This window comes from Pediococcus stilesii (genome assembly GCF_001437075.1).
In the GTDB taxonomy this organism is placed as follows: domain Bacteria; phylum Bacillota; class Bacilli; order Lactobacillales; family Lactobacillaceae; genus Pediococcus; species Pediococcus stilesii.
This window is the reverse complement of record NZ_JQBX01000008.1, coordinates 1-14072: the sequence shown is the minus strand read 5'-3', so window position 1 is coordinate 14072 and position 14072 is coordinate 1. Positions and strand designations below refer to the sequence as shown.

The 14072-nt window shown below is 37.5% G+C and carries 15 protein-coding genes; 4 read left to right on the top strand and 11 right to left on the bottom strand.

The genetic code is table 11. The features are described from left to right. Positions 1–3: 3 nt before the first annotated feature. Both rsmH and mraZ read right to left on the bottom strand, forming a co-directional pair. On the bottom strand, positions 4–948 hold the full coding sequence (rsmH, locus tag IV81_RS04545) for a 16S rRNA (cytosine(1402)-N(4))-methyltransferase RsmH (RefSeq protein ID WP_057802665.1): 945 nt from the start codon (positions 946–948) through the stop codon (positions 4–6). A 5-nt stretch (positions 949–953) separates the two neighbouring features. Continuing rightward, positions 954–1385 (bottom strand): division/cell wall cluster transcriptional repressor MraZ, encoded by a 432-nt coding sequence (gene mraZ, locus IV81_RS04540; protein ID WP_057802664.1) that lies wholly within the window; start codon positions 1383–1385, stop codon positions 954–956. Positions 1386–1627: 242 nt separating this feature from the next. On the opposite strand from mraZ, the gene IV81_RS09220 reads away from it, so the two are divergent. Further along, positions 1628–1759, top strand: coding sequence for a DUF4044 domain-containing protein (locus tag IV81_RS09220; protein ID WP_083484682.1), 132 nt, complete (start codon positions 1628–1630; stop codon positions 1757–1759). Positions 1760–1887: 128 nt separating this feature from the next. Here IV81_RS09220 and IV81_RS04535 read toward each other — a convergent pair whose 3' ends face one another. The 4 genes from IV81_RS04535 to IV81_RS04520 all read right to left on the bottom strand — a co-directional run bounded on the left by IV81_RS04535 (position 1888) and on the right by IV81_RS04520 (position 6426). After that, positions 1888–4215, bottom strand: coding sequence for an FtsK/SpoIIIE family DNA translocase (locus IV81_RS04535; RefSeq protein WP_057802663.1), 2328 nt, complete (start codon positions 4213–4215; stop codon positions 1888–1890). Positions 4216–4223: 8 nt separating this feature from the next. After that, positions 4224–4739: a tRNA (cytidine(34)-2'-O)-methyltransferase gene (locus IV81_RS04530; RefSeq protein ID WP_057802662.1), complete on the bottom strand. Its 516-nt coding sequence runs from the start codon at positions 4737–4739 to the stop codon at positions 4224–4226. Between the two features lie 163 nt (positions 4740–4902). Continuing rightward, entirely contained in the window at positions 4903–6057 is a 1155-nt protein-coding gene (locus IV81_RS04525; RefSeq protein ID WP_057802661.1) for an AI-2E family transporter, read from the bottom strand. 12 nt (positions 6058–6069) lie between these two features. Continuing rightward, on the bottom strand, positions 6070–6426 hold the full coding sequence (locus tag IV81_RS04520) for a PTS glucitol/sorbitol transporter subunit IIA (protein WP_057802660.1): 357 nt from the start codon (positions 6424–6426) through the stop codon (positions 6070–6072). A 138-nt stretch (positions 6427–6564) separates the two neighbouring features. Here IV81_RS04520 and IV81_RS04515 point away from each other — a divergent pair, with 138 nt between their 5' ends. Both IV81_RS04515 and IV81_RS04510 read left to right on the top strand, forming a co-directional pair. Further along, positions 6565–7575 carry a lactonase family protein gene (locus IV81_RS04515; protein WP_057802659.1) on the top strand — a complete coding sequence of 337 codons (1011 nt, stop codon included), beginning with the start codon at positions 6565–6567 and terminating at the stop codon, positions 7573–7575. Positions 7576–7602: 27 nt separating this feature from the next. Continuing rightward, on the top strand, positions 7603–8232 hold the full coding sequence (locus IV81_RS04510; RefSeq protein ID WP_057802658.1) for a copper homeostasis protein CutC: 630 nt from the start codon (positions 7603–7605) through the stop codon (positions 8230–8232). 110 nt (positions 8233–8342) lie between these two features. Here IV81_RS04510 and mgtE read toward each other — a convergent pair whose 3' ends face one another. From mgtE to yjbM, 4 genes are read right to left on the bottom strand one after another with little or no spacing between them, the layout of a single operon-like run. Continuing rightward, on the bottom strand, positions 8343–9692 hold the full coding sequence (mgtE, locus tag IV81_RS04505; RefSeq protein ID WP_057802657.1) for a magnesium transporter: 1350 nt from the start codon (positions 9690–9692) through the stop codon (positions 8343–8345). Further along, a complete protein-coding gene (locus tag IV81_RS04500; RefSeq protein ID WP_057802656.1) occupies positions 9685–10593 on the bottom strand; it encodes an RluA family pseudouridine synthase in 909 nt (302 codons plus the stop codon). The genes mgtE and IV81_RS04500 overlap by 8 nt, the downstream gene beginning before the upstream one ends. Further along, entirely contained in the window at positions 10583–11392 is an 810-nt protein-coding gene (locus IV81_RS04495; protein ID WP_057802655.1) for an NAD kinase, read from the bottom strand. The genes IV81_RS04500 and IV81_RS04495 overlap by 11 nt, the downstream gene beginning before the upstream one ends. Before the next feature lies 1 nt (position 11393). Next, the gene (yjbM, locus tag IV81_RS04490) at positions 11394–12008 is read right to left on the bottom strand and encodes a GTP diphosphokinase (protein ID WP_057802654.1); all 615 of its coding nucleotides are present in this window, start codon (positions 12006–12008) and stop codon (positions 11394–11396) included. Positions 12009–12173: 165 nt separating this feature from the next. Here yjbM and IV81_RS04485 point away from each other — a divergent pair, with 165 nt between their 5' ends. Then, the gene (locus IV81_RS04485; protein ID WP_057802653.1) at positions 12174–12770 is read left to right on the top strand and encodes a DsbA family protein; all 597 of its coding nucleotides are present in this window, start codon (positions 12174–12176) and stop codon (positions 12768–12770) included. 109 nt (positions 12771–12879) lie between these two features. Here the strand turns inward: IV81_RS04485 and IV81_RS04480 are convergent, their stop codons facing one another. Next, positions 12880–13920: a competence protein CoiA gene (locus IV81_RS04480; RefSeq protein WP_162257319.1), complete on the bottom strand. Its 1041-nt coding sequence runs from the start codon at positions 13918–13920 to the stop codon at positions 12880–12882. Between the last annotated feature and the right edge of the window lie 152 nt (positions 13921–14072).

Sequence of the window (14072 nt, the reverse complement as noted above, 5' to 3'; positions counted from 1 at the left end):
CTTCTATAATTTTTCAATAATTCTCAATTTGGCACTGTGTGATCTTCTATTTTCTTCCAATTCTTCATTAGCTGGAAGAATTGGTTTTTTATTAATCAGTTTAAATTTTGGCTTCATCTCATCGGGAATAACTGGTAGTCCGGCGGGTAAATCTCCTACTTCAGTTTTCTCTTTAAACATTCTTTTAACCAATCGATCTTCCAACGATTGAAAAGTGATCACTGAGATTCGTCCTTCTTTATTAATTAGTTCCAACGCTTGCTCTAATGATTCTTCCAAAGCTCCCAATTCATCATTCACCGCAATTCTAATTGCCTGAAACACTTTTTTTGCTGGATGCCCTCCAGTTCGTCGTGCCGCTGCGGGAATTGCTGATTTGATAATTTCTGCTAGTTCGCCGGTAGTTTCAATTGGCGACTCTGATCTAACATTTTCAATCTTTCGAGCAACCTGTTTGGCATACTTTTCTTCACCATATCTAAAAAATATTCGAACTAAATCGTTGTAGTCCCAAGAATTAACAACTTCCCTGGCATTCAAATCCTGAGCCTGATCCATTCTCATATCTAAGGGTGCATCAAAGCGGTAACTAAACCCGCGTTCTGCATCATCAAATTGTGGCGAAGAAACCCCTAAGTCGTAAAGAATTCCATCAACTTTAGTTACGCCCAATTCGTTTAATTTAATCTTTAAATTTCTAAAATTTGATTTTATAAATGTAACTTGTTTATTTTCTATGTATTCAGCTAAATGTTTCTGATTATAATCAATGGCGGTTTGATCTTGATCAAATGAATAAAGGTGTCCCTTTGATCCTAGTTTTGATAAGATCAACTGGCTATGTCCACCACCACCAAGTGTACAATCAACGTAAATCCCGTCTTTTTTTACATCCAATCCATCGACGGTTTCATTTAAAAGAACTGTCGTATGTTTAAATTCTGTCATCTATATCACAATCCAAAGTCAATTAAATTTTCGGCAATATCGTCGAAGTTTTCTTCAGTTTCTTCAATGGTTTCACTCCAGCGTTCCTTATTCCAAATTTCAATTCGATTTGAAACACCTACTAAAACACATTCTTTAGACAATTCAGCGTGCATTCTCAATTTTTTAGGGATAATAATTCTTCCCTGTTTATCAAAATTACATTGAGCCGCATCGGCAAACATAAATCGAACAAAAGCTCGATTATTTTTCTTATTGGAAGGCAGCTGACTTAATTTTTCTTCAACCAACTTCCATTCCGTCAACGGATAGCCAAATAAACACCCATCCAGACCCCTAGTGATGACAAAGTCCATCCCTAATTGGTCCCTAAACTTAGATGGAATGATTAAACGTCCTTTTGAATCAAGTGAATGTTCAAATTCACCCATGAACATGAAACCGCCTCCGTCAACTGAATCTACTACAATATTACCACTTCCCCCCACTTTCCACCACTCTATTCAAGTATGTTTTTTTATAAGTTTTTTTTAAGTAACATAAAAAATAAAATCCCCTACACTACGCGGTTCACCCATCATTTATGGGGTGGGCGACCAGTGGGGGACTTTTTCATATTTGCTTAACAAAAACGCTTATTGTAGAATTGGTGTAATTCAACCAAGAAAGTAGTGTTTTCATGTACAACAACAAGAAAAAAAAGAAAAGTGGTTTACAAAAAACTATCATGGTTTTTGTATGGATTATGATTATTTTGACTTTAGGTAGTGTCTTATATGCACCATTAGCTCAATTACTTGGCGCAGGATAATGCTAAAAATTAATTTTTTAAGACGTCTCTTTAGAATTTGATGCATAAATATTTATTCAATAAAAAAGCCCTTCGTTATGAGTTATAACTCTCACAACGAAAGGCTTTTTGCTTGTAGCAACGTTATTTTAATCTTGATTTTCACGGTATACTTTGCGTGGCTTACTACCTTCTTGCGGTCCAATTATCCCGTTTTCTTCTAACTGATCCATAATCCTTGCCGCACGATTATAACCAACTCGGAATTTACGCTGGAGCATTGAGGTGCTTGCCTTTTGCATATTAGTAACGAGTTCAACAGCTTCTGCATAATACTCATCCAGTTCACCGTTCTCTCTTTCTTCAATATCTTGATCGCTAATGTTTAATTCTTCATCGTAGTCGGCAGATTGTTGTGCCTTAACAAAATCGATTATTTCTTTAACATCATGATCGGAGATAAAAGCACCTTGAACCCGCTCTGGTTTATTTTGTCCCATTGGGAAGAACAACATATCACCTCTCCCCAAAAGCTTTTCAGCACCATTACTATCAATAATAGTTCTTGAGTCAGTCCCTGATGCAACTGCAAAAGCAATTCGTGAAGGAACATTAGCTTTAATTAGTCCGGTTACCACATCAACGGAAGGACGTTGGGTTGCAATAATCATGTGAATCCCGGCCGCACGGGCCAACTGGGCTAGTCTGATAATCGCATCTTCAACTTCATTGGATGCGACCATCATCAGATCTGCCAACTCATCAACGACAACAACAATATAAGGTATTTTAGGTCTTTTCAACCCATCAGCCGCGTTCTGCTCTTCAATAAACTCGTTATAGCTTTTAATATTTCTTTGATTCATTTCAGCAAACAAATCATAACGATGTTGCATTTCGGCAACAACCTTATGTAAGGCTTTTGCGGCCTTTCGAGCATCCGTCACAACCGGAGTTAGTAGATGTGGTATATCGTTATAGATTCCAAGTTCCACTTTTTTCGGATCAATTAAAATTAGTTTCACTTCATCTGGGCGAGCATTCATCAACAATCCGGTAATAATTACATTAATCATCACCGATTTTCCCGATCCCGTTGCTCCCGCGATTAAGAGATGCTGCATTTTAACTAAATCGGCTTCAACTAGATTACCCGAAACGTCTCTGCCGACCGGAACCTTTAGTGGGTCCTCCGGATGAGCAGGTTGTGATTCGATAATATCCCTAAAAGAAACGGTCGAGATCGTTCGATTTGGAACTTCGATACCAATTAAAGACTTACCCGGTATTGGTGCCTCAATTCGAATATCTTTTGCCGCCAATGCTAACGCCAGATCATCAGCTAACCCAACAATTTTACTAACCTTCACTCCAATCGCTGGGTGAATTTCGTATTCTGTAACGGAAGGGCCCATTTTAACGCTCTCGACCGAAGCATCAACGCCGAAACTGTTTAAGGTATCTTGTAGAATTTTCGTATTTTTCTTTATTGACGAATATTCCGAGCTCTGATCAGTTTGAGGAATTTCAGTTAATAATTCAGATGATGGTAATCGATAATTAGGATTAGCAACCGCTTCGCTATCAAAACCCGCGCTAACCTCGTTATCTTCTTGGACCCGATTTTTAGGCTGACGCTTAATTTGATTATCTGTTGATATTTCAATCTTAGGCTCCAAGGAGTGTTCGGTGCCCTTTGTACCATCAATCACCGGCTCCTGACGTTTTTCTGATGTAAATTCAGATCGATGGGATTGACGAGGCTCTTTTGTCACTGCATTTCGATGTTTGGGCGTTGAAACTTTTCTTGGTGAAAAATCCAATTTAGAAAACCAAAGCACAACTTCTTCACCCAAAGTCTTAATGGCGATTGCGATATGTCTGATCAGCCAAGCGAACCCAATTCCAATCTTTTCCAGAACTTGTTGAAATGGTATTCCAAACAAGACCACTAAACCCAGCCCTATCAATACCACTGCAATTAATGCGCTACCGATGCCACTGAACAAGAAGTGTGTAACAGTGTACAACGCCGCTCCTCCAATTCCACCGCCCACATCATTCGTCGCCGTTTGTTCTAAAAAAGATCGCTCAATTCCATCAATTGCTCGTTCTATGTATCCACCTTCCAAATTTAAATCAGATGCAAATCTAAATTCAATCCAAAGTAAATAACCGACTGATGCCATAGCTAATCCTGCAATTCGATCGCCAATCCCTTTAAACGATAATTCTTGTCCCATGAACAAAAGATAAATTCCATAAAAAAACAATAATATAAATAAAAACGAACTTAGGCCACCGACAAAAATCCTAAACATATTAGCGGCCAAAATCCCTAAGAATCCACGACCAAAGTAACCAAAAACTGCAACCAGTATATATATCAGCCCCAACAAGTTTTTAGTTGGTATAGTGGTTCTATTCTTTGATTTTCGGGTTACTTTTGATTTTCTTTTTTTCTTTGCTTTAGCCATAATTAACCCTATTTCAACTTATCGTTTTCATACAAATGCGACATCTCTAAATTTGGAAAGCTCTGCTGTCTCAACACTTCATAAATGACAATTGCCACCGAATTAGACAAATTTAGCGCCCGAATGTTTTCATCATTTTGGGGAATTCGAATTGCACATTCGGCGTATTGGTGCATGAAGGCTTCTGGTAATCCTGTCGTCTCTTTTCCAAACAAAAGATAGACATCTTCGGCATCATCACTGGCATAATTAGCCTGGGAATATGCTTTACTTGCAAATTTTGAAACAACAAACAACCTCTTCTTGTCTGGTATCGTTTCTAAAAACTCCGGCAAATTTTCATGATAGACAATTTTTACCTTATCCCAGTAATCTAACCCCGCCCGCTTTACTGTTTTATCATTAATTGTGAATCCCAGCGGTTTGATTAAATGTAAAACTGAATTGGTACCCGCACATGTTCGGGCAATATTTCCTGTGTTAGCAGGCATTAAAGGTTCAAATAACACTATATGATTCGTCATAATTATTCTCCATACGTCTAAAATTAAAAACGCAGATACTCGGTATTACGCGGCGAGTATCTACGTTCGTGAAGTCAATCTGCCCGTTTCAAACGAACATAGTCGATATTGCGATCAAACGATTTCAACTGCATATTAACATTACTTTTATAATTCTGCAAACCTATTTATCATCTAGTTCATAGCCCCCGATGGTCCGTTTAAGAATTTGAAAACCATGAATAAATAGCACTTTTAAAACTGCGTAGGCTGGTATACCAAAAATCACACCAAACAAACCAAACATTTGTCCTGAAGCCAATAAAACAACCAAGATTGTCACAGGATGGATGTCCAGATTGCTGCCTAAAACTAATGGCGACACAAAACGTCCTTCAATTGTCTGTTCAATAACAAACACAATCAAAACTTTAAGTAACATGGTTGGAGAAACAAAGGCCCCAATCACGATCGATGGAACCATTGCTAAAAACGAACCCAGGTACGGAATTAAATTTAAAAATCCAGCTGCGATTCCTAAAGTTAAAGCAAACTTAAGTCCAATCACCAAGTACCCTACAAAAAACATTAACGCTACAAAAAATGCTACAATCAACTGTCCTCTAATATATTGGCTTAGTTGAGTATTGATCTCTGATAAAATTTGAATAAAACCTGGGCGCCTTTTTATCGGGACTGCTTTAGCAATAAATTGTGGTAAATCATGCCCGTCTTTTAGTAAATAAAAAAGAATAAACGGCATCGTCACAATTCCAATAAATATTTTTGTGATTACACCTAAAACGCTACCTAAGGACGTTACGGTATTATTTGCAACATCCGTCGCCCTTTTAGTCCATGACTGAATTGTATTACTTCCAATACCATCAATCTGCTTTTTTACATCATCAAATCGAGGATCTTTTAAAATTATATCGATTTTATCAACCACCGTGTCCCAATAATTTGGCCAATTGTGAATTAAGGCCGTGAGTTGTTCTCGAATAGTTGGTATCACAGACACAATCCCTGCCACAATTAAAATTGCAATCACTACAAAAATAATTGTAATGGACACAACCCTTTTTAGCTGATAACGCTTTTCTAATTTATCAACCAGCGGATTCAATAAATAGTAGAGCACTCCCGCCAGAATGATCGGAAATCCTACGATATCAAAAAAGTCTTTTAAAGGACTAAATATCCATGTAACTTTAGAAAACATGTATAAAATCATCAAAACCAGCAATATAATAATCAAACTTACTACTGGTCGATTGTCTAAAACTAGCTTTGTAAACCAGTTTTTTAGATGCTGTCCTCTGGTCCTATTATCCAATTACGCCACCGCCTAAATATACTGAATTTCCTCTCCGACCTCAAAGCTTGGAAATTTACCCGGTCTAAGATATACGGCGCTTTCAAGCGGGTTTGTCGGAACTTCTTTAAATACTAGCGTTGTATGGCCAATTGTCTTGAGATTATTATTGACCAAGCTACCAACGAACTCAATTTGATAACTATCCGAACCGATTTTGATCTGGCCACCCTTTTTTAGATTAAAATCTGAATGATTTAGATCACGAATCTCTTGAATGACGGCCACTTTTTTCAAGTCCGGTGTCGCTGTTTTATCGAATAGAATTACCAACCCGTCCTTTTCAGAAATCGCGTCATTTCCTATGCCAGTAATTTTTGCTGAAATCATAAAACCACCCCTTCTGTATTCTTGTTATATTGTATCATACTGCGGGTTTTGAGCTATTCAAGGAAGCGCATTCAAAACAAAAAAATATGCTATACTGAATGTTAACGTTTTAATAAAGTGAGGAGGATTTTTACTATTATGATTGAACCTATTCTTCTAGGAACCTATACCAAGCAATCCAGTGAAGGTATCTATCAAATTAATCTAGATACTTCATCTAAACAGCTAAAAGACTTGAAACTTGTTACTAAAGTGGATAATCCAACGTATTTAGCATTGGGTACTAAAAATGTCCTGTACGCGGTTGATCGTTTTAAAGATCAAGGAGGACTATCTGTCACGGATTTAAATAATCCTATTACGGTTAAACAGCACATTGTTCAGCCCGGAACCCCTCCGGCCTATGTAACATTTGATAAAACTAATCAACTTGTTTTCGATGCAAACTACCACGAGGGGACGCTTCACGCGTATGAGATATTATCTGATCAAACGCTTAAATTAGTTTCAACTTTCAAAAATAATGGAAATGGTCCATTAAAGGAACAGGATGCTTCTCATTTGCATTACGTTGATCGAACGCCCGATGGTAAATTAATCGCATGTGATCTAGGCACCGACCAAGTATTCATCCTTGACTACGAAGCAAATCAGTTCAATGTCGTTTCAACTTATAAAACTGCCGCGGGCTTTGGTCCACGACATGTAACATTTGATAGTCACGGACAATTTGCCTACCTAGTTGGAGAGCTTTCAAGTAGTGTAGAAGTTTTGAAATACAGCGATGGCAACCTAACACATGTTCAAACAATCAAAACGATTCCAGATTCTTGGAATAAACCAAACGGAGCCGCAGCAATTCGAATTAGTGCCGACGACCGTTTTGTCTACGTCTCGAATCGCGGTTATGATTCGATTGCTACATTTGCAGTTAATTCTGATGGAACGCTAGAACTGGTCCAAAATATCAATATTGAAGGCAGTTTCCCCCGCGACTTTGCTTTAAACTCCGATGAACAATTTCTTGTTTGCGGTAACCAAACCACGAATAACCTAACGCTGTTCGAACGTGATTCTACAAATGGACGCCTTAAAATTGTTCAAAGCAATGTTTCCGCTCCCGAAGTTGTTTGTGTTCGTTTCAAATAATTAAAAACTAAATTGAGGTATAAAAACATGTTTAAAGAAATTCCGGTCGAAAACTTCACCGATATCCCCACGTTGATCGCACAAGGCGCAAATCGAATCGAGCTTTGTGATAATCTTGCCGTTGGCGGAACCACTGTTAGTCGGGGTGTAATGGCAGAAAGTCAAAAATATGCAAGCGAGCATAATATTCCAATTATGGCCATGATTCGTCCTCGAGGTGGCGATTTCGTTTATAATGACACCGAACTAAAAATAATGGAATCCGATCTTTTTCAGGCTCAAGAACTAGGCGTCGATGGCGTTGTGTTTGGAGCGTTAAATGATAACGGAACCATTGATGAAGACGCCATGGAGCAGTTAATCGGAGCATCAAATGGTATGCAAATCACCTTTCATATGGCTTTTGATGCCATCCCGTTGAACAATCAACCTGATAGCATTGATTGGTTGGTGGAACATGGTGTGGATCGTATTTTGACCCACGGTGGTCCTCTATCAAGTTCGATTGATACAACACTTGATCAAATTAAAAAAACTATCAATTATGCTAAAAATCGAATCATCATCCTGCCCGGTGGTGGTATTACCAGACAAAATGCAGAACAGATTCAAAATAAGCTTTCAGTGCACGAGCTACATGGATCAAAGCTAATCTAACACCGTAAAAAGCACTAAAAAAGCCCACCCGCTTAGAAAACTCAAAGCGGGTGGGCTTTTCTTAAATAAACTATCAAACTAACTACCAAAATTTACACAAAATTCGATTGCTAGGTAAAATGTATTAAACAAATTGTTGCAATATTAAAATAAATTAAAATTGACGTTATATCACTGATCGTCGATATGAAAGGTCCACTTACAACGGCGGGGTCCATACCAAGTTTTTCTATGATCACCGGAATTAAGCTTCCAACTAAGTTAGCAATGAAAATAGCGCCGCACATTGCGGCACCAATCACAATTCCAAGAACCATGTTTTTTTGCCAAAATAAAACTACCGCAAAGATTACCAAACCAGTTAATATTCCAGTAATAATGCCTGTCAACACCTCGTTAAAAATTAGCTTCACGGTTCCCTCAGAATCTTCATCGTTAGCCAGCCGTCGGATCGCCACAGCCAAACTTTGCGTACCCGCATTTCCGGCAGTACCGGTTATTAAGGTAATAAATACTGCTAAAACACCAAACCGATCTAATATTGTCTGAAATTGACTAATGACGACAGCACTGATTAGTCCTAAAAAAAGCATCGTGATAAGCCATGGCATTCTGCTCTTAATCGCGCTCCATGGATTATCCGAAAGATCTTCAGTATTAACCCCGGCTAATCTTGAATAATCTTGTGCGGATTCCTCATCAATAACGTCAATAATGTCATCAACCGTAATAATTCCCAGCATTTTATTTCGATCATCTACGACCGGTATAGCAATAAAATTATAATCTCTCACTTGTGTCGCAATTTCAACCTGATCTTCATCGTCTAAAACGGACACGACATTGGTATTCATAATTCTTTTAATGAAAGTGTCGTCGGGATTCACGATTAAATCTTTCACCGATATAACTCCGATCAGTTGATTTGATTCATTAACCACATAAATGTAAGAAATCGTTTCAGCATATTGCGCCTCTTGCTTCACCTGATTCATTGCCGATCCGACCGTGGCATCGGCCGCAACAGAAACAAACTCCGTCGTCATCAGCGCTCCGGCGGTCCGTTCTTCATACTTTAGTAGTTGCCGAACCCGTGCGGCATCAACCGGCTGCATGTATGACAAAAGTTTATGCAATTTATCGTGCCGAACTGCCCCGAGGATATCTGCCTCGTTATCGGCAAACATTCCATTCAAAAGTGCAGCAGCATATTTAGGAGTCATTTCATCTAAATATTCAGCAATCAAATCTGGCTCGTCATCAATCTCATCAAACGCATCTGCTAATTCATCCGGACTTAAATATTTGTACACTAACCGCCGCTCTTCATCAGAAAGTTCGCCAAAAAAACGTCCTTGATCATACTTATGTAGGTCAAGAAACGCTTCCTTAAATTTCTTTGGATCGCGTGATTTTAGTTGTGCTTTTAGTTCATCAAAAATAGCTTGAGTACTATCCATTCCCTTTTTCCTTCTCTTTTTCCAAATATTCAAGCATATCGTCTGGGATTGACGTTTTTACTTCAATCAATTTTTCAGAAAAAACATTTTTAAATTTAACTGAAAAACAATGTAAAGCTTGTCTTTTTAATTGATCATTTGTCATACCATACAATTCATCTCCAATTAATGGATGACCAATTGAGTTCATATGAACACGAATTTGATGCGTTCGTCCAGAATGTAATTTAACTCTTAAAAGCGTCTGATTCTCCATCACCTCTTGCACCCAATATTCCGTCAGGGACGGCTTCCCTTGACCTTCTGGTGCAATCATTCGTTTAATGAACGAACTCGGATCACGCTGAATTGGACGATTAATTGTTCCATGTTCTGGACTGACGACTCCATTAACAAGTGCGAAGTACATTTTATTAATTTTTCGATCTTTTAAATCTTGATCCATCACAGTGTGCGCAAAACGATGTTTGGCAAAAATCACTAAACCGGAAGTATCTTGATCCAATCGAGTAACCACATGGACGACCTGACTCTCATAATGATTCCGAAAATAGTAATTCTTTACTCTGTTAACTAAAGTATCAGTTTGATTGGCAGCCGACTGCACCGTTGGTAAAAAGGGCGGTTTATTAACTACTAAATAATCGGCATCTTCGTATTCGATATCAATTGGTACATCAGAGCAACCGACATGCGGATTGCTTGGCTCTGGAGGTAAATAAACTTCGACAACATCACCATTACTAACCATCGCGTTGGTTCGAACTTGATTTCCATTTGATAATATCTTTCCACCATTAAATTTAATGCTTTTTAAGAGAGAACGCGAGATTCGTTTTCGACTCAAAAAAGTTCGCAGGTGCTGCGGTGCGTCACTTTCTACTACCCATCTAAACTTCATCAATATTACCAATGAAAGAGTTTCTCACCCTATTCCAAAAACCAGTATGACGATACTTTAAAAATTTAACCTTTTGGCTAGCAATACTGTAGTGGACTTCTTTAACATTCTTATCCAATAAATCAATTCGATCCGCCGTAAAATTATAGGTTCGATGATAATTTTGAACTGGACGAATTGTAATTGTTTCGTTTGGTGCCATAATCAGCGATGCTCCAACCGTTCTAAAAACACGATTATTAATTGAAGCAATTTCTGCCATTTGTAACACCTCTAATCGAGGATGAACAATTGCTCCCCCAACCGATCGGTTATACGCCGTTGAACCAGTTGGAGTAGAAATACAAACGCCATCTCCTCGAAAACGTTCAAATAAATTATCACCAATCAAAACGTCTGCCACCAAGGTCCCAGAAAGTTTACGTAATGTTGATTCGTTGATCGCTTTATACTCAGTAGTTGTGCTATCAGTATGACTCACTTTAATATCTAGTAATGGATAACCAACTTCTGCTCCACCGTCACTTTTAAGTGCTTTTACTAAGTCTTCAAGCTCATAATCACGCCAGTCCGTGTAAAAGCCTAAATGACCAGTATGTACCCCTACAAAACGTACTTCTTTGATGATTGACATGTACTTTTGAATTGCTGAAAGTAACGTCCCATCTCCCCCAATTGTCACAACGATATTAGGCTGATCATCATCAATTTCAATTTCATTTTGAATTAATAAGTTTTTTAAATTTTTTCCCACCTGAACAGAATGGGGATCAGTTGAATGATAAACTGCAACTTTCATCTTAAATGTCCTTTTGCTTTTTTTGTGCTAATAAAATTTGTTTTCTAATATCTGACATTTCTTTGTCTAATTCATAAGATTTCACTGAAGCCTTCTGAAGTCTGGTCCGTAATTCCGTTGGAAATTCTCCATCAAATTTGTAATTAAGAGAATGTTCGATCGTGGCCCAAAAGTTCATTTCAAGAGTGCGAACTTGAATCTCCGCTAAAATTGTTTTCTGTCCGTTCATCATTTGAACGGGGTATTCAACAACGATATGATATGAACGATAGCCACTTGGTTTTTCGTTTTCAACATAGTCGCGTTCTTCAATCACCGTCATATCGGTTCGTTTACGAATTAAATCAACAACTTCGTAGATATCCTCCACAAATTGGCACATAACCCGTACTCCGGCCATGTCCTGCATATCTTGTTCAATTCGATCTTCCAATACTTGCCGTCTGATCATTTTTTCTTTGATACTTTCGACCGGTTTTACCCTTCCAGTTACAAACTCGATTGGACTTTCTTCTCCGTTTTTCAGAAATTGTTTTCGCATCCCTCTAAGCTTAACTTTTAATTCAGAAACAGCTTGGGAATATGGTAATAAAAAGGTATCCCAATCTTCAATCATAAGCATCCCTCCGAATCAAATTAACAACCTATTCTATTCTATCACAGATATTGTTCCATCTATTTCATATTAAATTCATATTTATAAATCAAAATGATTGATTTTATACCACAGTTTGGTAAAGTATAGTCAGTTTGATTTATGTAATTCTTTGGAGGAATTAAAATGCTTGAAACTTATTTGTTCATCACTCCTTGGGGTGATGAGTGCTTTAACTGTGAAAAAGAAACCATTCGATATTTTAAACATGCGGAAGAAAAAGTTGATTTTAAAATCGTAACCGTATTGAATATGAACATCGTTTTAAAATATATCAAAAGAAACCAGATTAAAGGTGCGGACTATAATGATTTATTCAGCCGAATGTATCTAACTAGTCTTGACTATAAAGCAGCCTGCTATCAGGGTAAGGCAAAGGGGCGGTCTTTTTTGACGCTCATGCAAACGGCGATCATTGATAACGGTGTTTCTTATTCACTTGAACTCGGTAGCACTATTGCAAGGGAAGTTGGTTTAGATCTTGAGATGTTTGAACTCGATCGCCAATCTGACATGGTTCAAGAAGAATTTAAGCACGATCAGCAATTAGCTCATGAAATGGGAGCGGAAGATATTCCAGCTGCCGTTATTTTCAATATTAAAGACGAAGAATGTGGAATCTTGATGGAACATTATGACTACGAAACTTTAGCATCCGTTTGTCAGTTAAAAATGATCCACAAAACTAAACCGCAGCCTCTTTTCACTCCAAAAACTTTATAATAAGATTTTGTTTCGAAGTCATAGGATTACGTTCGCATCCTATGGCTCTTTTTATAGCCGTCGAAAATTACCTTTCGTAACTACCTTTAATCCCGTTCTAATTAAATTTTTATTCATCGATATCACTTTTTAAATATTTTTTCATGTTTTCCTTTTTCTCATCCGCATCTTTATACCACGTAATTTTTTCTTCCAGCAATCGCCAACCATTGTTCACCTTTGAAACTATCCCTCTTTTCAGTAAATGATTCCAAAATTCAGTATCGACTGTTCGACGGTCTTCATTCGTAATAAACGGACGCTTCGCTGCTAGAATCAAGAAACTCACCCGATTGAGGAGTGGAATTCCATTGTTGTAAAAATCTTGACATTTTCTTGGAAAGTGTACAATCCATGGACATCCTAGAAGATTTTTATTGTTCTCATAGCATTCTTGTTGCGTTTTTAGATATCTCGAATCAACCCTATTCCCTAAAAGTAACTTTGACATTTGATCAACTTCCCATTCTATCGATTGCCAATTATTTTTTCGTCTCGATTGCTTGTTATATAATTTAAAGTCTTTTCCGATCAATGCAAGATTATACGTAATTCCTCCTAAAACATTACGCTGAATTTTATAAAAAACTTGTGGTTCATTTTGTTTTAAAGCATCCCAAAAAATAAAATAAACACCTAATTTGAATGACTTTTTGGCAAATTTTTGAACGGTTGCGAAGAGATTTTTTTGCATATGATACGGTCCTGCAATCCAAATTGAATTAGTTCCCACTAACTCATAGTCTTTTTTTCTCTGCCTAATCTCGTTTAATTCAATTGGACTACATTGATATTCCACAAAATACTTTTCATCATCCATCATCACTACAATATCGACCCGCCGTCTAATAGAAGCAATGTACTGCTCGTCATCAACATGAAACCCTTTCGCCTTAAGAAAACTTATGATTCGCTTTTTTCCAGCAACGTGTCTTTTAGTTTCCCCACGACCTTTCACCTTACTTGGACGATAATGCGAAAAATAATTTCTTTTGTATTCCCCCGTACATAATAAAACCCTTTTCTTACACCGTAAACAAGTGTATTCACCAATATTTAAAGCTTCTTCCGCTCTAACTTCTCTTCCATATTTATCTAACGCAAATTTCAAAGAATCATCTCCCATTAGAGATACTCTTTTTTAAGAAAATTTAACGAAAACGATATCAACTTTCTATACATGGACTCAAAATTGACAAATTAATTTCAAATAAAAAAAGGCAGAAACTATCTGCTAGCTTTGAGGTATACCCAAAAAGTTAA

What these genes read in the sequence shown, in the direction of transcription:
- rsmH (WP_057802665.1), bottom strand. Translation starts at nt 948, where the DNA reads ATGACAGAATTTAAACATACGACAGTTCTTTTAAATGAAACCGTCGAT.
- mraZ (WP_057802664.1), bottom strand. Translation starts at nt 1,385, where the DNA reads ATGTTCATGGGTGAATTTGAACATTCACTTGATTCAAAAGGACGTTTA.
- IV81_RS09220 (WP_083484682.1), top strand. Translation starts at nt 1,628, where the DNA reads ATGTACAACAACAAGAAAAAAAAGAAAAGTGGTTTACAAAAAACTATC.
- IV81_RS04535 (WP_057802663.1), bottom strand. Translation starts at nt 4,215, where the DNA reads ATGGCTAAAGCAAAGAAAAAAAGAAAATCAAAAGTAACCCGAAAATCA.
- IV81_RS04530 (WP_057802662.1), bottom strand. Translation starts at nt 4,739, where the DNA reads ATGACGAATCATATAGTGTTATTTGAACCTTTAATGCCTGCTAACACA.
- IV81_RS04520 (WP_057802660.1), bottom strand. Translation starts at nt 6,426, where the DNA reads ATGATTTCAGCAAAAATTACTGGCATAGGAAATGACGCGATTTCTGAA.
- IV81_RS04515 (WP_057802659.1), top strand. Translation starts at nt 6,565, where the DNA reads ATGATTGAACCTATTCTTCTAGGAACCTATACCAAGCAATCCAGTGAA.
- IV81_RS04510 (WP_057802658.1), top strand. Translation starts at nt 7,603, where the DNA reads ATGTTTAAAGAAATTCCGGTCGAAAACTTCACCGATATCCCCACGTTG.
- mgtE (WP_057802657.1), bottom strand. Translation starts at nt 9,692, where the DNA reads ATGGATAGTACTCAAGCTATTTTTGATGAACTAAAAGCACAACTAAAA.
- IV81_RS04500 (WP_057802656.1), bottom strand. Translation starts at nt 10,593, where the DNA reads ATGAAGTTTAGATGGGTAGTAGAAAGTGACGCACCGCAGCACCTGCGA.
- IV81_RS04495 (WP_057802655.1), bottom strand. Translation starts at nt 11,392, where the DNA reads ATGAAAGTTGCAGTTTATCATTCAACTGATCCCCATTCTGTTCAGGTG.
- yjbM (WP_057802654.1), bottom strand. Translation starts at nt 12,008, where the DNA reads ATGATTGAAGATTGGGATACCTTTTTATTACCATATTCCCAAGCTGTT.
- IV81_RS04485 (WP_057802653.1), top strand. Translation starts at nt 12,174, where the DNA reads ATGCTTGAAACTTATTTGTTCATCACTCCTTGGGGTGATGAGTGCTTT.